General features: G+C 59.3%; 28 protein-coding genes. All 28 read left to right on the top strand.

Annotation, left to right across the window (positions count from 1 at the left end):
* Positions 1 to 242: 242 nt before the first annotated feature.
* The 28 genes from rpsJ (at position 243) to rplQ (ending at position 13,952) form a co-directional block, all read left to right on the top strand.
* Complete coding sequence (rpsJ, locus tag AB5I84_RS13580; protein WP_369456459.1) at positions 243 to 554, top strand: 30S ribosomal protein S10; 312 nt, start codon at positions 243 to 245, stop codon at positions 552 to 554.
* A 46-nt stretch (positions 555 to 600) separates the two neighbouring features.
* Positions 601 to 1,236 carry a 50S ribosomal protein L3 gene (rplC, locus tag AB5I84_RS13575; protein WP_369456458.1) on the top strand — a complete coding sequence of 212 codons (636 nt, stop codon included), beginning with the start codon at positions 601 to 603 and terminating at the stop codon, positions 1,234 to 1,236.
* Positions 1,237 to 1,251: 15 nt separating this feature from the next.
* On the top strand, positions 1,252 to 1,854 hold the full coding sequence (gene rplD, locus AB5I84_RS13570; RefSeq protein WP_369456457.1) for a 50S ribosomal protein L4: 603 nt from the start codon (positions 1,252 to 1,254) through the stop codon (positions 1,852 to 1,854).
* Entirely contained in the window at positions 1,851 to 2,150 is a 300-nt protein-coding gene (gene rplW / locus AB5I84_RS13565; RefSeq protein ID WP_369456456.1) for a 50S ribosomal protein L23, read from the top strand. The genes rplD and rplW overlap by 4 nt, the downstream gene beginning before the upstream one ends.
* A 6-nt stretch (positions 2,151 to 2,156) precedes the next feature.
* Positions 2,157 to 2,984: a 50S ribosomal protein L2 gene (gene rplB / locus AB5I84_RS13560; protein ID WP_369456455.1), complete on the top strand. Its 828-nt coding sequence runs from the start codon at positions 2,157 to 2,159 to the stop codon at positions 2,982 to 2,984.
* Between the two features lie 14 nt (positions 2,985 to 2,998).
* Positions 2,999 to 3,274 (top strand): 30S ribosomal protein S19, encoded by a 276-nt coding sequence (rpsS, locus tag AB5I84_RS13555; RefSeq protein ID WP_369456454.1) that lies wholly within the window; start codon positions 2,999 to 3,001, stop codon positions 3,272 to 3,274.
* A 14-nt stretch (positions 3,275 to 3,288) separates the two neighbouring features.
* On the top strand, positions 3,289 to 3,633 hold the full coding sequence (gene rplV / locus AB5I84_RS13550; protein ID WP_369456453.1) for a 50S ribosomal protein L22: 345 nt from the start codon (positions 3,289 to 3,291) through the stop codon (positions 3,631 to 3,633).
* Positions 3,634 to 3,637: 4 nt separating this feature from the next.
* Positions 3,638 to 4,339: a 30S ribosomal protein S3 gene (rpsC, locus tag AB5I84_RS13545; RefSeq protein ID WP_369456452.1), complete on the top strand. Its 702-nt coding sequence runs from the start codon at positions 3,638 to 3,640 to the stop codon at positions 4,337 to 4,339.
* 13 nt (positions 4,340 to 4,352) lie between these two features.
* Positions 4,353 to 4,766 (top strand): 50S ribosomal protein L16, encoded by a 414-nt coding sequence (gene rplP, locus AB5I84_RS13540; protein WP_369456451.1) that lies wholly within the window; start codon positions 4,353 to 4,355, stop codon positions 4,764 to 4,766.
* Between the two features lie 3 nt (positions 4,767 to 4,769).
* The gene (gene rpmC, locus AB5I84_RS13535; protein ID WP_369456450.1) at positions 4,770 to 4,961 is read left to right on the top strand and encodes a 50S ribosomal protein L29; all 192 of its coding nucleotides are present in this window, start codon (positions 4,770 to 4,772) and stop codon (positions 4,959 to 4,961) included.
* A 4-nt stretch (positions 4,962 to 4,965) separates the two neighbouring features.
* On the top strand, positions 4,966 to 5,235 hold the full coding sequence (rpsQ, locus tag AB5I84_RS13530; RefSeq protein ID WP_369456449.1) for a 30S ribosomal protein S17: 270 nt from the start codon (positions 4,966 to 4,968) through the stop codon (positions 5,233 to 5,235).
* Positions 5,236 to 5,285: 50 nt separating this feature from the next.
* A complete protein-coding gene (gene rplN, locus AB5I84_RS13525) occupies positions 5,286 to 5,654 on the top strand; it encodes a 50S ribosomal protein L14 (protein WP_369456448.1) in 369 nt (122 codons plus the stop codon).
* A 15-nt stretch (positions 5,655 to 5,669) separates the two neighbouring features.
* Positions 5,670 to 5,987: a 50S ribosomal protein L24 gene (rplX, locus tag AB5I84_RS13520; RefSeq protein ID WP_369456447.1), complete on the top strand. Its 318-nt coding sequence runs from the start codon at positions 5,670 to 5,672 to the stop codon at positions 5,985 to 5,987.
* 14 nt (positions 5,988 to 6,001) lie between these two features.
* Positions 6,002 to 6,541: a 50S ribosomal protein L5 gene (gene rplE / locus AB5I84_RS13515; protein ID WP_369456446.1), complete on the top strand. Its 540-nt coding sequence runs from the start codon at positions 6,002 to 6,004 to the stop codon at positions 6,539 to 6,541.
* A 12-nt stretch (positions 6,542 to 6,553) separates the two neighbouring features.
* Entirely contained in the window at positions 6,554 to 6,859 is a 306-nt protein-coding gene (gene rpsN / locus AB5I84_RS13510; RefSeq protein ID WP_369456445.1) for a 30S ribosomal protein S14, read from the top strand.
* Between the two features lie 37 nt (positions 6,860 to 6,896).
* Positions 6,897 to 7,292, top strand: coding sequence for a 30S ribosomal protein S8 (gene rpsH, locus AB5I84_RS13505; protein WP_369456444.1), 396 nt, complete (start codon positions 6,897 to 6,899; stop codon positions 7,290 to 7,292).
* Between the two features lie 28 nt (positions 7,293 to 7,320).
* Entirely contained in the window at positions 7,321 to 7,854 is a 534-nt protein-coding gene (gene rplF, locus AB5I84_RS13500) for a 50S ribosomal protein L6 (RefSeq protein ID WP_369456443.1), read from the top strand.
* A 17-nt stretch (positions 7,855 to 7,871) separates the two neighbouring features.
* Entirely contained in the window at positions 7,872 to 8,222 is a 351-nt protein-coding gene (gene rplR, locus AB5I84_RS13495) for a 50S ribosomal protein L18 (RefSeq protein WP_369456442.1), read from the top strand.
* Between the two features lie 11 nt (positions 8,223 to 8,233).
* The gene (gene rpsE, locus AB5I84_RS13490; RefSeq protein WP_369456441.1) at positions 8,234 to 8,731 is read left to right on the top strand and encodes a 30S ribosomal protein S5; all 498 of its coding nucleotides are present in this window, start codon (positions 8,234 to 8,236) and stop codon (positions 8,729 to 8,731) included.
* 26 nt (positions 8,732 to 8,757) lie between these two features.
* Positions 8,758 to 8,943, top strand: coding sequence for a 50S ribosomal protein L30 (gene rpmD / locus AB5I84_RS13485; RefSeq protein WP_369456440.1), 186 nt, complete (start codon positions 8,758 to 8,760; stop codon positions 8,941 to 8,943).
* Positions 8,944 to 8,945: 2 nt separating this feature from the next.
* On the top strand, positions 8,946 to 9,380 hold the full coding sequence (gene rplO / locus AB5I84_RS13480; RefSeq protein ID WP_369456439.1) for a 50S ribosomal protein L15: 435 nt from the start codon (positions 8,946 to 8,948) through the stop codon (positions 9,378 to 9,380).
* A gap of 13 nt (positions 9,381 to 9,393) precedes the next feature.
* Positions 9,394 to 10,770, top strand: coding sequence for a preprotein translocase subunit SecY (gene secY, locus AB5I84_RS13475; protein WP_369456438.1), 1,377 nt, complete (start codon positions 9,394 to 9,396; stop codon positions 10,768 to 10,770).
* A 37-nt stretch (positions 10,771 to 10,807) separates the two neighbouring features.
* Complete coding sequence (rpmJ, locus tag AB5I84_RS13470; RefSeq protein ID WP_008740001.1) at positions 10,808 to 10,924, top strand: 50S ribosomal protein L36; 117 nt, start codon at positions 10,808 to 10,810, stop codon at positions 10,922 to 10,924.
* Positions 10,925 to 11,048: 124 nt separating this feature from the next.
* Positions 11,049 to 11,405: a 30S ribosomal protein S13 gene (rpsM, locus tag AB5I84_RS13465; RefSeq protein ID WP_369456437.1), complete on the top strand. Its 357-nt coding sequence runs from the start codon at positions 11,049 to 11,051 to the stop codon at positions 11,403 to 11,405.
* Positions 11,406 to 11,425: 20 nt separating this feature from the next.
* Positions 11,426 to 11,824: a 30S ribosomal protein S11 gene (gene rpsK, locus AB5I84_RS13460; protein ID WP_369456436.1), complete on the top strand. Its 399-nt coding sequence runs from the start codon at positions 11,426 to 11,428 to the stop codon at positions 11,822 to 11,824.
* Positions 11,825 to 11,841: 17 nt separating this feature from the next.
* Positions 11,842 to 12,468 (top strand): 30S ribosomal protein S4, encoded by a 627-nt coding sequence (rpsD, locus tag AB5I84_RS13455; RefSeq protein WP_369456435.1) that lies wholly within the window; start codon positions 11,842 to 11,844, stop codon positions 12,466 to 12,468.
* 20 nt (positions 12,469 to 12,488) lie between these two features.
* A complete protein-coding gene (locus tag AB5I84_RS13450; RefSeq protein ID WP_369456434.1) occupies positions 12,489 to 13,496 on the top strand; it encodes a DNA-directed RNA polymerase subunit alpha in 1,008 nt (335 codons plus the stop codon).
* A gap of 72 nt (positions 13,497 to 13,568) precedes the next feature.
* Positions 13,569 to 13,952, top strand: coding sequence for a 50S ribosomal protein L17 (gene rplQ, locus AB5I84_RS13445; protein ID WP_369456433.1), 384 nt, complete (start codon positions 13,569 to 13,571; stop codon positions 13,950 to 13,952).
* Positions 13,953 to 14,326 lie beyond the last annotated feature (374 nt).

The raw sequence follows: 14,326 nt of genomic DNA, 5'->3' as shown, positions 1-14,326 counted from the left end.
GTACCGTTGGCGCCGGCGTTGTGGCGAAGATCATCGCCTAAATGCAGAAGTCGAAAAGAGGGGCTTGTCCCCTCTTTTTGTTTTCTGTATAGTTCGCGCCCTCCCCGTAGTAATACGCGGGGCGAGGACCAACCGGGGCATCGTTCCCGGGACTGATTTGCTACCCACCACTCTCCGCGGAGAGTTGGGCGGGTTTTTTGCCATCTCAAGAATGGTTTCGAACAGTCTGGAGTTTGTTAGCTATGGCTAACCAGAGAATCCGTATCCGCCTCAAGGCTTTTGATCATCGCCTGATCGATCAGTCCGCCCAGGAGATCGTCGATACGGCCAAGCGGACCGGTGCGCAGGTCCAGGGGCCGATTCCCCTGCCGACGCGCAAGGAAAAGTTTACGGTACTGATCTCTCCGCATGTGAACAAAGATGCGCGGGATCAATACGAGATTCGCACCCATAAGCGCCTGGTGGACATCGTCGAGCCTACGGATAAGACCGTGGATGCGCTGATGAAGCTGGACCTGGCGGCTGGCGTGGATGTGCAGATCAGCCTGGGATAACGGCATGCCGCAGTGTTGCGCTGCGGCGGGTTGTGAGAGGTAGACAATGGCTATTGGTGTAGTCGGTCGGAAATGCGGGATGACTCGGGTATTTACCGAGGACGGCGTCAGCATTCCGGTCACCGTTATCGAGGTCACCCCGAACCGGGTAACCCAGATCAAGACCGTGGAAGTGGATGGCTACGAGGGTGTGCAGATCACCGCAGGTGAGCGCCGTGCGTCCCGTGTTACTGCTCCGCAGGCTGGTCACTTTGCTAAGGCTGGCGTAGAGGCTGGTCGTGGCGTGTGGGAGTTCCGTGCAGCAGCTGGTGAGCTGGCGGCGGGCGCTTCCATTGCAGTAGACATCTTTGAGGCAGGCCAGGCGGTTGACGTCACCGGCGTGTCCAAGGGTAAGGGCTTCCAGGGCACCATCAAGCGCTGGAACTTCAGCGGTCAGGATGCTACCCACGGTAACTCCCTGTCCCACCGCGTGCCGGGTTCCATTGGTCAAAACCAGAGCCCCGGTAAAGTGTTCAAGGGCAAGAAGATGGCCGGTCACATGGGTGCCGAGCGCGTCACTGTCCAGAACCTGGAAGTCGTGCGTGTGGACGCCGAGAAGAACCTGCTGCTGGTCAAAGGCGCAGTCCCTGGTGCAACGGGTGCAGACGTCATCGTGCGTCCGGCCGTGAAAGCGAAGGCCTGAGAGAGGATATAGAGGATGAATCTCAATACTGCCTCTGGAGGAACTGTTTCTGTGTCAGAAGTGGCGTTCGGTCGCGACTTCAATGAGCCGCTCGTGCACCAAGTGGTCGTTGCCTACATGGCAGCCGGTCGCCAGGGCTCAAAGGCACAGAAGACCCGTTCAGAAGTAAGCGGTGGCGGCAAGAAGCCGTGGCGTCAGAAGGGCACCGGTCGTGCCCGCGCCGGCTCTATCCGTAGCCCGATCTGGCGTGGTGGCGGCGTGACCTTTGCTGCTAAGCCGCGTGATTACGAGCAGAAGGTGAACCGCAAAATGTACCGCGGTGCGCTGCAGTGCATCTTCTCCGAGCTGGTGCGTCAGGAGCGTCTGGTGGTGGTGGATGATTTCCCCGTCGATACGCCGAAGACCAAAGCGCTGGCGGAAAAACTGAAGGCGCTGGATCTGACCAATGTGCTGATTGTGACCGAAGAAGTGGGTGAAAACCTGTTCCTCGCGGCGCGCAACCTGCCGCACGTTGATGTGCGCGATGCTGCTGGCATCGATCCGGTCAGCCTGATCGCTTTTGAAAAGGTGCTGGTGACTGTGCCGGCGCTGAAAAAGCTTGAGGAGGCGCTGGCATGAACCAGGAGCGTATCTTCAAGGTGCTGCTGGCACCGGTGATTTCTGAAAAAGCCAGCGTGGTTGCCGAAAAGAGCAATCAGGTGGTGTTTAAAGTAGCTCGCGACGCGACCAAGCTTGAAATCAAGAAGGCCGTCGAGCAGCTCTTCAACGTGAAGGTCGAAGGCGTCCAGACCACGACCGTAAAGGGCAAGCGCAAAGTGTTCGGCCGCATCCAAGGTAAGCGGTCTGACTGGAAAAAGGCGTATGTCTCTTTGCAGGACGGTCAGGATATCGATTTTCTGGCGGAGCAGGGGTAATCAATCATGGCGATCGTAAAGTGTAAGCCGACTTCTCCTGGCCGCCGCTTTGTGGTCAAGGTGGTCAATCCGGATCTGCACAAAGGTGCACCGTACGGACCGCTGACCGAAAGCAAAGTCAAATCTGGTGGTCGTAACAACAACGGCCGTACCACCGTGCGTCACCATGGCGGTGGTCACAAGCAGAAGTACCGCATCATTGATTTCCGTCGTAACAAAGACGGCATCAATGCAGTGGTTGAGCGCCTCGAGTATGACCCGAACCGCTCTGCCAACATTGCGCTGCTCAAGTACGCCGATGGTGAGCGTCGTTACATCCTGGCGCCGAAAGGTGTGAAGGCGGGTGACGTGCTGCGCTCCGGCCAGGACGCGTCCATCAAGCCGGGCAACTGCCTGCCGCTGCGCAACGTGCCGCTCGGTTCCACCGTGCACAACGTTGAGATGCGTCCGGGCAAGGGTGGCCAGCTGGCGCGCTCCGCCGGCACCTCGGTTCAGGTTCTGGCGAAAGACGGTCAGTACGTGACCCTGCGTCTGCGCTCCGGCGAGATGCGGAAGGTGCACGCTGAGTGCCGCGCGACCCTGGGCGAAGTGTCCAACAGCGAACACAGCCTGCGTTCCCTGGGTAAGGCCGGTGCGGTCCGCTGGCGCGGTGTGCGCCCGACGGTGCGCGGTGTGGCCATGAACCCGGTGGATCACCCGCACGGTGGTGGTGAAGGTCGTACCTCCGGTGGCCGTCACCCGGTAACCCCGTGGGGTGTTCCGACCAAGGGTCACAAGACCCGTACCAACAAGCGTACCCGCAAGATGATCGTTCGCGATCGTCGGGCGAAGTGATAGAGGATTAGCCTGTGCCACGTTCACTTAAAAAGGGTCCTTTCGTGGATCACCACCTCCTCAAAAAGGTGGAAGAAGCGGTAGAAGCTAACTCGCGCAAGCCGATCAAAACCTGGTCGCGCCGTTCCATGATCATTCCGGAAATGGTGGGCCTGACGATTGCGGTGCACAACGGCAAGCAACACGTGCCGGTGCTGGTTTCTGAACACATGGTTGGCCACAAGCTGGGCGAGTTCGCCCTGACCCGCAACTTCCGCGGGCACATTGTGGACAAGAAGGCCAAGCGGTAAGGGTGGGTTTGAGCATGGCGACTGAAGTTGCAGCCCGCCTTCGCGGGGCACGAATCTCAGCTCAGAAGGCGCGTCTGGTTGCAGACCAGGTGCGTGGGATGAAAGTGGAGCAGGCACTCAACCTGCTCGCGTTCAGCCCGAAGAAGGCAGCTGAGATCATTAAGAAAGTTCTGGAATCCGCAATCGCCAACGCGGAGAACAACGAAGGCGCTGACGTGGATGAGCTGAAAGTGTCCACCATCTTCGTGGACGAAGGCATGTCGCTGAAGCGGATCAAGCCGCGCGCCAAAGGCCGCGCTGATCGCATCACCAAGCGTACCTGCCACATCACCGTCAAAGTGTCGGAAGGCGAGGAGTAATCAGATGGGTCAGAAAGTTCATCCGGTTGGCATTCGCCTCGGTATCGTCAAGGAGCACAACTCCCTGTGGTACGCGAGCCCGAAGCACTACGCCGACTATCTGGTTACCGACCTTGAGGTGCGTGAGTTCCTGCACAAGCGCCTGAAGAACGCGTCCGTAAGCCGGATCAAGATCGAGCGTCCTGCCGAAAACGTCCGCATCACCATTGCCACGGCGCGCCCGGGCATCGTGATCGGCAAAAAAGGCGAAGACGTTGAGCGCCTGCGTCGCGATGTCGCTGAGAAGATGGGTGTGCCGGTGCACATCAACATCGAAGAAGTGCGTCGTCCGGACGTTGACGCCCGCCTGGTGGCTGACAACATCGCTGGCCAGCTGGAGCGTCGTGTGATGTTCCGCCGCGCCATGAAGCGTGCGGTGCAGAACGCCATGAAGGCCGGTGCAGAAGGGATCAAGGTGCAAGTGTCAGGGCGCCTTGGTGGCGCTGAGATCGCTCGTACTGAGTGGTACCGCGAAGGCCGCGTGCCGCTGCACACCCTGCGCGCCGATATCGACTACGCGAACGTGCGTGCTGAGACCACCTACGGCACCATCGGTGTCAAAGTGTGGATCTTCCGTGGGGAGATCCTCGGTGGCATGGAGCAGGTGACGGCCGTGCAGGAAGAGAAGCAGACCAAAGCGCCGAAAAAGCGCGGCGGTCGTGGCTAAAAGGTAGCGAAAGATGTTGCAGCCGAAGCGTACTAAATTCCGCAAAGTCATGAAGGGCCGTAACCGCGGCCTGGCACAGCGTGGCAGCAAGGTTTCCTTCGGGACCATTGGTCTGCAGGCCACCGGTCGTGGCCGGCTCACCGCCCGTCAGATCGAAGCCGCGCGTCGTGCGATGACCCGTCACGTCAAACGGGGTGGCAAAATCTGGATCCGCGTGTTCCCGGACAAGCCGATCAGTAAAAAGCCCCTGGAAGTGCGGATGGGTAAAGGTAAGGGTAGCGTCGAGTACTGGGTGGCCCAGGTGCAGCCCGGCAAGATGCTGTACGAGATGGAAGGTGTGGCGGACGACGTAGCCCGCGAGGCATTTCGTCTGGCTGCGGCCAAGTTGCCGATCAGCACCCGCGTCGTGGTCAGGACGGTGATGTAAGCCATGAAAGCAAGCGAACTGAGAGACAAGAGCGTTGAGGCGCTGCAACAGGATCTGCTGAACCTGTTTGAGCAGCAGTTCAAACAGCGGATCAAGCTGGCTTCCGGTCAGCTGACGCAGACCCACGATATTCGTGCTGTACGTCGCGATATCGCTCGGGTCAAGACGATCCTCAACGAGAAGCAGGGTAACTAAAGTCATGGCTGAAGCGAATCTGAAAACGAAGCGGACGGCCACTGGCAAAGTGGTTTCCATCAAGGCGGAAAAGACCATCACCGTTCTGGTGGAGCGTCAGGTTCAGCACCCGCTGTACGGCAAGATCATCCGCCGTTCGACCAAGCTGCTGGCCCACGACGAAGCCAATGAGTGCCGTGAAGGCGACTTGGTGACCATTGAAGAATGCCGGCCCCTGTCCAAGCGCAAGAGCTGGAAACTGGTCAGCGTAGTAAGACAGGCGATCGACGCCTGACCTGGACCTGCTGAGTCTGCCTGCACGGGCAGGAATTGGAGAGATAAGCAATGATTCAGACCGAAAGCATGCTGGAAGTCGCCGATAACAGCGGGGCGCGCCGGGTTCAGTGCATCAAGGTCCTGGGTGGCTCACACCGCCGCTACGCTGGCATCGGTGACATCATCAAGGTGACCGTCAAAGAAGCCATCCCACGCGCCCGTGTTAAGAAGGGCGACGTGATGACGGCGGTGGTGGTGCGTACCCGCAAGGGTGTGCGTCGTCCAGACGGCTCCATCATTCGTTTCGACGAAAATGCCGCGGTCCTGTTGAACAACAACAAGGCACCGATCGGCACCCGGATCTTCGGCCCGGTGACCCGGGAACTGCGTACTGAGCAGTTCATGAAGATCATTTCCCTGGCACCTGAAGTTCTGTAAAGGCGGGTGAAGGTAATGCTTAAGATCAAGCGAGATGACGAAGTCATCGTAATCGCCGGCAAAGACAAGGGTAAGCGTGGCAAGGTCAGCAAAGTGCTCGCCAACGGCCGCCTCATTGTGTCCGGCGTGAATATTATCAAGAAGCACACGCGCCCGAACCCGCAACGCGGTATCCAGGGTGGCATCGTCGAGAAGGAAGCCAGCATTCACCACTCCAACGTGGCGATCTGGAACCCGGCGTCGCAGAAAGCGGACCGCATTGGCTTCCGTGTCGAGGAAGACGGCAAGAAAGTGCGTGTCTTCAAATCGAACGGCCAAGCGCTGGGCGCCTGAGAGGTTTGGTGAAGATGAGCTCCCTGAAAGAACAGTACCGTAACGAAATCGTGCCGAAGCTGGTAGAAGAGTTCGGCTACAAGAACGTCATGGAAGTGCCGCGCATTACCAAAATCACCCTCAACATGGGTGTGGGTGAGGCAGCTCAGGATCGCAAGATCCTGGACGGTGCACTGTCTGACATGACCGCGATCTCCGGCCAGAAGCCGGTTGTCTGCAACGCGCGCAAGTCCGTTGCTGGCTTCAAGATCCGTGAAGGCTGGCCGATCGGGTGCAAAGTCACCCTGCGTGGCGAGCGCATGTACGACTTCATGACCCGTCTGATTGACGTGGCGCTGCCGCGCGTTCGTGACTTCCGTGGTCTGAGTGCCAAGTCCTTTGATGGTCGCGGCAACTACTCCATGGGTCTGCGCGAGCAGATCGTGTTCCCGGAAGTGGAATACGACAAGGTCGACAAGCTGCGTGGTCTGGATATCACCATCACCACCACGGCAAAAACGGATGACGAAGCCCGCGCACTGCTGCGTGCCTTCAACCTGCCGATGAAAGGTTAAGAGAGGCGAGTTATGGCCAAGGTTTCCATGATCAACCGTGAGCAGAAGCGCGCCAAGCTGGTAGCAAAATTTGCTGTCAAGCGCGCTGAACTCAAAGAAATTATTCGTGATCCCAATGCTGATGCAGAAGCCAAGTGGGACGCGCAAATCCAGCTGCAAAAGCTGCCGCGCGATTCAGCCCGGACCCGTCAGCGTAATCGCTGCCGGATCACCGGTCGCCCGCACGGTGTGTACCGCAAGTTCGGCCTGGGTCGTAACAAATTGCGGGAAGCGGCCATGCGCGGTGACGTGCCGGGCCTGGTGAAATCCAGCTGGTAAGCAGCCTGCAAAGGCGTAAGAGCGGAGCGAGAGCAGCATGAGCATGCAAGACACCCTGGCGGATATGTTCACCCGTATCCGCAACGCGCAGATGGCCAAGAAGGCGAAGGTGGATATCCCTTCTTCCACCCAGAAGGTGGCGATTGCCAAGGTTCTGCAGGACGAGGGTTATGTTGCTGGATATCAGGTCGGCGGCGAAGAAGCCAAGCCGGTTCTGACCATCGAGCTGAAGTACTATGAAGGCCGCCCGGTGATCGACACCATCAAGCGGGTCAGTACCCCCGGCCTGCGCGTATACCGCGCGGCGAACGAAATTCCCAAGGTGAAGGGCGGTCTGGGCGTCATGATCGTATCCACCAACCAGGGTTTTATGACGGATCGCGCAGCGCGCAAGGCCAACGTTGGCGGCGAGCTGGTCTGCGAAGTGTCCTGACCGTAGCGGCATAAAGGCTAGGTGCAGAATGTCACGTATTGCGAAGAATCCGGTAAAACTGCCGCAGGGCGTCGAAGTTAAGATCGACGGTCAGCTGGTGGCCATCAAGGGCAGCAAGGGCTCGCTGGAGCACACCCTGCACGAACTGGTGTCAGTTGAAGTGGAAGAGGGCGTGCTGAAAGTACGTCCGGCCGCTGAAAGCCAGGCCGCGTGGGCGCTCGCGGGTACCACCCGCTCGCTGCTGAACAACATTGTGGTCGGTGTTTCTGAAGGTTTTGAGCGCAAGCTCGAGCTGGTCGGTGTAGGCTATCGCGCCCAGGCGCAGGGTAAGGTGCTGAACCTGTCCCTTGGCTTCTCCCATCCGGTGGCCTACGAGATGCCGGAAGGGGTGTCGGTTGAGACCCCGAGCCAGACTGAAATTGTGCTGCGCGGCATCGACAAGCAGCTGATTGGCCAGGTTGCGGCCAACGTCCGCGGTTACCGTCCGCCGGAGCCCTACAAGGGCAAGGGTGTGCGTTACGCCGGTGAGAACGTGCGTCGCAAAGAAGCCAAGAAGAAATAACCGGTGAGACTGAAGTCATGAAAGACAAAAAAGTTGCACGCCAGCGCCGCGCGCTGCGTACCCGGATGAAGATCCGTGAACTGGGTGTGTACCGTCTGTGCGTCCACCGCACTCCGCAACACATCTATGCACAGGTGACCACTGCTGCAGGTGATCAGGTCTTGGCCACTGCCTCGACCCTGGAAAAAGACCTGCGTGGTGCAGCCACCGGCAACGCTGATGCAGCGGTTTCCGTGGGCAAGCTGATCGCTGAGCGCGCCAAGGCCGCCGGCGTGGAGCGGGTTGCATTTGACCGCTCCGGCTTCAAATACCATGGCCGCGTCAAGGCACTGGCCGACGCTGCACGCGAAAACGGGCTTGAATTCTAAGGGTACAGGTTATGGCGAAGGTTGATCCCAACGAAGGTCTGGTGGAAAAGCTGGTTCAAGTGAACCGCGTTGCCAAAGTGGTTAAAGGCGGCCGCATCTTTGCTTTCACCGCCCTGACCGTGGTCGGCGATGGCAAAGGTAAAGTGGGCTTCGGTCGCGGTAAAGCGCGCGAAGTGCCGGCTGCAATCCAGAAAGCTCTGGAAGCAGCGCGCCGTAACATGATCCAAGTGGATCTGTCCGGTACCACCATCCAGCACCCGATCAAGGCAGGCCACGGTGCCTCCAAGGTCTACATGCAGCCGGCCTCTGAAGGTACCGGTGTGATCGCCGGTGGCGCGATGCGTGCCGTGCTGGAAGTTGCGGGCGTGCAGAACGTGCTGGCCAAGTGCTACGGCTCCACCAATCCGGTGAACGTCGTGCGCGCGACTTTCGAAGGTCTGCGGGCCATGTCTTCTGCTGAGCAGGTTGCAGCGAAGCGTGGTAAGACCGTCGAAGAAATTCTGAACTAAGCCTGCATTTGAGCGGAAGCAGAAAAATGGCTGCGAATATGATCAAGGTAACCCTGACCAAGAGCACCAACGGCCGGCTTGAAAAGCACAAGGCCTGCGTGCGGGGCCTCGGCCTGCGTCGTATCGGCCACACCGTTGAAGTGGAAGATACCCCTGCTGTACGTGGCATGATCAACAAAGTCTCGTACATGGTTCAGGTTGAAGGAGAATAACGATGCGCTTGAACGAATTGGCTCCGGCTGAAGGTTCACGTCCGTCCGGCAAGCGTCTCGGTCGTGGTATTGGTAGCGGCTTGGGCAAGACTGCCGGCCGTGGTCACAAAGGTCAGACGTCCCGCTCCGGCGGCACTGTTAAGCCTGGATTTGAAGGCGGTCAAATGCCGCTGCAGCGTCGTCTGCCCAAATTCGGCTTCACCTCCCGTAAGGCCATGACCACCGCTGAGGTGCGTCTGTCCGAACTGGCGAAGGTTGACGGTGATGTGGTGGACCTGGACAGCCTGAAGGCTGCCAACGTGGTTCGTCGTGACATGACCCGCGCGAAGATCGTCCTGAGCGGTGAAATCGGCCGCGCGGTGACTGTCCGCGGTGTGGCGATGACCCGTGGTGCCCGCGAAGCCATTGAACAGGCCGGCGGCAAAGTCGAAGACTGATTAGGCGACTGACATGGCCAAAAACCGTGCACAGACATTGAGCCAGAATACCCCCGACGGGTCCGCCCTGCGGGGACTGTGGCGGCGCATTGGTTTCCTGCTCGGCGCCCTCGTGGTGTTTCGCATTGGCGCGCACATCCCGGTCCCGGGGATCAACCCGGACGCGATGGCGCGCTTGTTTGATAGCAACCGCGAAACTGTTCTGGCCATGTTCAACATGTTCTCCGGTGGTGCACTGGAGCGCATGAGTATTTTTGCGCTGGGGGTGATGCCTTACATCACCGCCTCCATCGTCATCCAGCTGTTGTCCGCGGTGCATCCCACCCTGGAACAATTGCGCAAAGAGGGCGAGCAGGGGCGGCGTAAGCTGACCCAGTACACCCGTTACCTCACTGTCGCGCTGGCTATTATCCAGTCGTTCGGTGTCGCGGCGGGCCTGTACAGCCAGAATGTGGCGTTGTTGCCGGCGGTTCCCACCAGCGCTGATGTGATGTCGTTCTACTTCGTCGCCGTCACGTCCCTGGTTACCGGCAGTGTATTCCTGATGTGGTTGGGTGAGCAGATCACCGAGCGCGGCATTGGCAACGGCATTTCGATGCTGATTTTTGCCGGTATCGTGGCCGGGTTGCCCAGCGCGGTGGCGCAGACCTTCGAAGCCAGTCGGCATGACCAGCTCAATCCGTTGGTCATGTTGCTGGTGATGGTGATTGCGATTGCTGTGGTGTTCGCTGTGGTGTTCTTCGAGCGCGGCCAGCGCCGTATTACGGTGAACTACGCGCGACGCCAGCAGGGGCGCCACGGCTACGGTGCGCCGCAAAGCAGCCACCTGCCGCTGAAAGTGAATATGGCGGGCGTAATCCCGGCTATTTTTGCCAGCTCCATCCTGCTGTTCCCGGCCTCCATCAGTCAGTGGTTTGCTGGCGAGTCCGACAGCTGGTGGGCAAGCAGCATGCGGGTCGTGACCGATGCCCTGAACCCGGGCTCGCCGCTGTACCTGTTGCTGTTCACCTTGGGCATCGTGTTCTTCTGTTACTTCTACGCGGCGTTGATGTTCAACCCGAAAGACGTGGCCGAGAACTTGAAGAAATCCGGCGCATACGTACCGGGGATTCGGCCGGGTGAGCAGACTGCACGCTACATCGACACCGTGATGGGCCGTCTGACCCTGATCGGGGCAGCCTACATGAGCGCGGTGTGTTTGCTGCCGCTGTTCCTGCAGGGCATGTGGAACGTCCCCTTCCAGTTGGGTGGTACGTCCCTGCTGATCGTAGTGGTGGTGGTCATGGACTTCTGGGCCCAGGTTAACGCCCAACTGATGTCCACCCAGTACGAAAAGCTGATGAAGAAAGCGAATCTGAAAGGCTATGGCGGCACCGGCCTGGTGCGCTAAAGCGTCGTAGCAAGCGTAGTCACAGCGAGGCAAAGCAATGAAGGTCCAGGCTTCTGTTAAAAAAGTGTGCCGTAACTGCAAAATCGTCCGCCGCAAAGGGCGGGTGATGGTGATCTGCAGCGCCGAGCCACGCCACAAGCAGCGTCAGGGCTGATCGATTTTTCGATCTCACCGACGTTAAGTTGAAAAATTGCCGGCCCGGCTGTACTATGCGGCCCCTTTTGAGGCCCGGGTCAGCCAGGCCGGCATGAAATATTGCGTTAAGCGGAGAAATTTGGATGGCCCGTATTGCAGGCGTCAACATCCCGGATAACAAGCACACTGTCATCTCGTTGACCTATGTCTACGGGATCGGTCGCACCACGGCGCAGAAAATCTGCGAGGCCGTGGGTGTTGCGCCCACCACCAAAGTGCGCGAACTCAGCGAAGAGCAGCTCGATCTGATCCGGGGCGAAGTGGCCAAGTTCACCGTAGAAGGTGATCTGCGCCGTGAAGTGAGCATGAACATCAAGCGTTTGATGGACATGGGGTGCTACCGCGGCATTCGCCACCGCCGCAGCCTGCCGCTGCGTGGCCAGCGCACCAAGACCAACGCTCGCACCCGTAAAGGGCCGCGCAAGCCGATCCGCAAGTAAACTCTGATTCGGGCTAAGACATGGCAAAGTCAAAGAAAGACAGCGGCGTTCGTCGCAAGAAGGTGAGTCGGACGGTTGCGGACGGCATCGCGCACGTGCACGCATCCTTCAACAACACCATCATCACCATCTCTGACCGTCAGGGGAACGTGTTGTCCTGGGCCACTTCCGGTGGTGCAGGCTTCCGCGGCTCGCGCAAGAGCACCCCGTTCGCGGCGCAGGTTGCAGCGGAGAACGCTGGCAACGCGGCCAAGGACTACGGTTTGAAGAACCTGGAAGTGCGGGTCAAAGGCCCGGGTCCGGGTCGTGAGTCCTCCGTGCGTGCTCTGAACGCATGTGGCTACAAGATCACCAGTATTTCAGACGTTACCCCGATTCCGCATAACGGCTGCCGTCCGGCCAAGAAACGTCGTGTGTAACGGGAGATAGAGCGAAGATGGCACGATACATTGGTCCCAAATGCAAACTGTCCCGTCGTGAAGGTACCGACCTCTTCCTGAAGAGTGGTATCCGTCCGCTGGACTCCAAGTGCAAAGCTGAGCAGGCTCCGGGTCAGGCAGCTGCCTCCCGTCGCCAGAGCCGCCTGTCAGACTACGGCGTGCAGCTGCGTGAGAAGCAGAAAGTACGTCGTATGTACGGCGTGCTGGAAAAGCAATTCCGCAGCTACTACAAAAAAGCGGCCCGTTCCAAAGGCGCCACCGGCGAAGTGCTGCTGCAGCTGCTGGAAGGCCGTCTCGACAACGTGGTGTACCGCATGGGCTTTGGCGCTACCCGCGCAGAAGCACGCCAGCTGGTTAGCCACCGTGCAATCACCGTGAACGGCCAGTCCGTGAACATCGCATCCTTCCAGGTGCGTCCGGGTGATGTCGTGGCAGTGCGCGAAAAGTCCAAAAACCAGCTCCGCGTGAAGAGCGCAATGGAACTGGCCCAGCAGCGTGGCTTTATGACCTGGCTGGAAGTGGACGAAAGCAAGTTCGAGGGTACTTACAAGGCCATGCCGGAGCGCATTGACCTGCCGGCAGAGATCAACGAAAACTTGATCGTCGAGCTGTACTCCAAGTAAGCATAGCCTGAGGGAGCCCCATGACCGCAGTGAACGACTTTCTCACGCCCCGCTCGATCGCGATCAGCACGATCAGCCCGACTCACGCGAAGGTTGTGCTGGAGCCGCTCGAGCGCGGTTTTGGCCACACCTTGGGCACCGCGCTGCGCCGTATTCTGCTCTCCAGCATGCACGGTGCTGCCATCACCGAAGTCGAAATCGACGGTGTGCAGCACGAGTACTCGTCTGTGGAAGGTGTTCAGGAAGATGTGATCAACATCCTCCTGAACCTGAAGGGCGTTGCCCTGCGCATGAACGAGCGCGATGAAGTGACGCTGGAGCTCGGTAAGAAAGGCCCCGGTGTAGTGACGGCCGGCGACATTCAGCGCGACCACAGCGTTGAAATTGTCAACCCGGACCACGTTATCTGCACCATCACCGGCGACACCGACCTGCGTATGAAACTGCGGGTCACCCGTGGCCGCGGTTACGTGGCGGCAGATGCCCGCCTCGGTGACGACGATGAAACTCGTGGCATTGGCCGCCTGCAGCTGGATGCCAGCTACAGCCCGGTACTGCGAGTGTCCTATGTGGTGGAAGCCGCTCGTGTAGAGCAGCGCACCAACTTGGACAAACTGGTGATCGATCTGGAAACAAACGGGACCATCGACCCGGAAGATGCAATCCGTTCCGCTGCGACCATCCTCCAACAGCAGATCGCCGTATTTGTCGATCTGGAGCAGGATCGCAAGCCGGAGCCGAAGCAGGAGCGCGAAGAAGTTGATCCGATCCTGCTGCGTCCGGTGGATGATCTGGAGCTGACGGTCCGGTCTGCCAATTGCCTCAAGGCGGAGAACATCTACTACATCGGTGATCTGGTACAGCGCACCGAAGTAGAGCTGCTGAAGACGCCGAACCTGGGCAAGAAGTCGCTCACCGAAATCAAAGACGTACTTGCTTCCAAGGGCTTGTCCCTGGGCATGCGTCTGGAGAGCTGGCCGCCGGCAAGCCTGCGCGACGACGAACGTCTGAGCCACAAGCTGCGCTGATCGGTTAACGTCATTTACACTGCAGTTGAAAAGGGCGTCGTGAGACGCCCCGAATCTTAAGGAACCGGAATCATGCGTCATCGCAAGAGTGGTAGAAAATTCAACCGGAACAGCGCCCATCGCCAGGCCATGTTCCGCAACATGGCGGTGTCGCTGATTGAACACGGCGCCATCAAGACCACGCTGCCGAAAGCCAAAGAGCTGCGCGGCGTGATTGAGCCGTTGATTACCCTGGCCAAGGTCGACTCTGTCGCCAACCGCCGTCTGGCGTTTTCCCGTACCCGCTCCAAGGAAGCCGTGGGCATCCTGTTCAATGAGCTGGGTCCGCGTTACCAAGCGCGTCCGGGTGGTTACACCCGCGTGCTGAAGATGGGCTTCCGCGCTGGCGACAATGCTCCGATGGCTTTCATGGAGCTGGTTGAGCGTCCGCAAGAGGCCGCTGCAGACGCAGAGTGATCTGCTTTTGCATGCTGTAAAAAAGTGCGAGCCAAGTGCTCGCATTTTTTTTGCCTGTCATAAAGTGCCGTCCGGTAGGCATCGCCGGGGCGTTGATGAATAATGTTCAGCATGGCGTTCGCAGCCTGTGCCCAAGCCCAAAGGAGGACTTTACTTTCCGGGCTCAAAGGTGCAGAGTGCCGCGGCGTCAAGCGGTGCAACCCCTATCGAAAGGCCGGCAACGGCACGCTCTGAACAGGCGCTGATGGGGGTTGGGGCCGACGGATGTGCAGGGGAGAGAGTAACGTTCCGACCGCCAAGTGGCGGCTTTTTCGTATTCCCCGCGAGGCGAGCTGCTCCGCCTGCACGGCCCAATCGGGCCGCCGCGCATCCGG

The sequence above is a fragment of the Alcanivorax sp. REN37 genome, assembly GCF_041102775.1.
GTDB classification, from domain to species: domain Bacteria; phylum Pseudomonadota; class Gammaproteobacteria; order Pseudomonadales; family Alcanivoracaceae; genus Isoalcanivorax; species Isoalcanivorax beigongshangi.
This window is presented reverse-complemented; position numbering and strand designations above follow the sequence as displayed.

Bases quoted from the DNA above. Each gene is read 5' to 3' on its own strand.
- rpsJ (WP_369456459.1), top strand. From the start codon at position 243: ATGGCTAACCAGAGAATCCGTATCCGCCTCAAGGCTTTTGATCATCGC.
- rplC (WP_369456458.1), top strand. From the start codon at position 601: ATGGCTATTGGTGTAGTCGGTCGGAAATGCGGGATGACTCGGGTATTT.
- rplD (WP_369456457.1), top strand. From the start codon at position 1,252: ATGAATCTCAATACTGCCTCTGGAGGAACTGTTTCTGTGTCAGAAGTG.
- rplW (WP_369456456.1), top strand. From the start codon at position 1,851: ATGAACCAGGAGCGTATCTTCAAGGTGCTGCTGGCACCGGTGATTTCT.
- rplB (WP_369456455.1), top strand. From the start codon at position 2,157: ATGGCGATCGTAAAGTGTAAGCCGACTTCTCCTGGCCGCCGCTTTGTG.
- rplV (WP_369456453.1), top strand. From the start codon at position 3,289: ATGGCGACTGAAGTTGCAGCCCGCCTTCGCGGGGCACGAATCTCAGCT.
- rpsC (WP_369456452.1), top strand. From the start codon at position 3,638: ATGGGTCAGAAAGTTCATCCGGTTGGCATTCGCCTCGGTATCGTCAAG.
- rplP (WP_369456451.1), top strand. From the start codon at position 4,353: ATGTTGCAGCCGAAGCGTACTAAATTCCGCAAAGTCATGAAGGGCCGT.
- rpmC (WP_369456450.1), top strand. From the start codon at position 4,770: ATGAAAGCAAGCGAACTGAGAGACAAGAGCGTTGAGGCGCTGCAACAG.
- rpsQ (WP_369456449.1), top strand. From the start codon at position 4,966: ATGGCTGAAGCGAATCTGAAAACGAAGCGGACGGCCACTGGCAAAGTG.
- rplN (WP_369456448.1), top strand. From the start codon at position 5,286: ATGATTCAGACCGAAAGCATGCTGGAAGTCGCCGATAACAGCGGGGCG.
- rplX (WP_369456447.1), top strand. From the start codon at position 5,670: ATGCTTAAGATCAAGCGAGATGACGAAGTCATCGTAATCGCCGGCAAA.
- rplE (WP_369456446.1), top strand. From the start codon at position 6,002: ATGAGCTCCCTGAAAGAACAGTACCGTAACGAAATCGTGCCGAAGCTG.
- rpsN (WP_369456445.1), top strand. From the start codon at position 6,554: ATGGCCAAGGTTTCCATGATCAACCGTGAGCAGAAGCGCGCCAAGCTG.
- rpsH (WP_369456444.1), top strand. From the start codon at position 6,897: ATGAGCATGCAAGACACCCTGGCGGATATGTTCACCCGTATCCGCAAC.
- rplF (WP_369456443.1), top strand. From the start codon at position 7,321: ATGTCACGTATTGCGAAGAATCCGGTAAAACTGCCGCAGGGCGTCGAA.
- rplR (WP_369456442.1), top strand. From the start codon at position 7,872: ATGAAAGACAAAAAAGTTGCACGCCAGCGCCGCGCGCTGCGTACCCGG.
- rpsE (WP_369456441.1), top strand. From the start codon at position 8,234: ATGGCGAAGGTTGATCCCAACGAAGGTCTGGTGGAAAAGCTGGTTCAA.
- rpmD (WP_369456440.1), top strand. From the start codon at position 8,758: ATGGCTGCGAATATGATCAAGGTAACCCTGACCAAGAGCACCAACGGC.
- rplO (WP_369456439.1), top strand. From the start codon at position 8,946: ATGCGCTTGAACGAATTGGCTCCGGCTGAAGGTTCACGTCCGTCCGGC.
- secY (WP_369456438.1), top strand. From the start codon at position 9,394: ATGGCCAAAAACCGTGCACAGACATTGAGCCAGAATACCCCCGACGGG.
- rpmJ (WP_008740001.1), top strand. From the start codon at position 10,808: ATGAAGGTCCAGGCTTCTGTTAAAAAAGTGTGCCGTAACTGCAAAATC.
- rpsM (WP_369456437.1), top strand. From the start codon at position 11,049: ATGGCCCGTATTGCAGGCGTCAACATCCCGGATAACAAGCACACTGTC.
- rpsK (WP_369456436.1), top strand. From the start codon at position 11,426: ATGGCAAAGTCAAAGAAAGACAGCGGCGTTCGTCGCAAGAAGGTGAGT.
- rpsD (WP_369456435.1), top strand. From the start codon at position 11,842: ATGGCACGATACATTGGTCCCAAATGCAAACTGTCCCGTCGTGAAGGT.
- AB5I84_RS13450 (WP_369456434.1), top strand. From the start codon at position 12,489: ATGACCGCAGTGAACGACTTTCTCACGCCCCGCTCGATCGCGATCAGC.
- rplQ (WP_369456433.1), top strand. From the start codon at position 13,569: ATGCGTCATCGCAAGAGTGGTAGAAAATTCAACCGGAACAGCGCCCAT.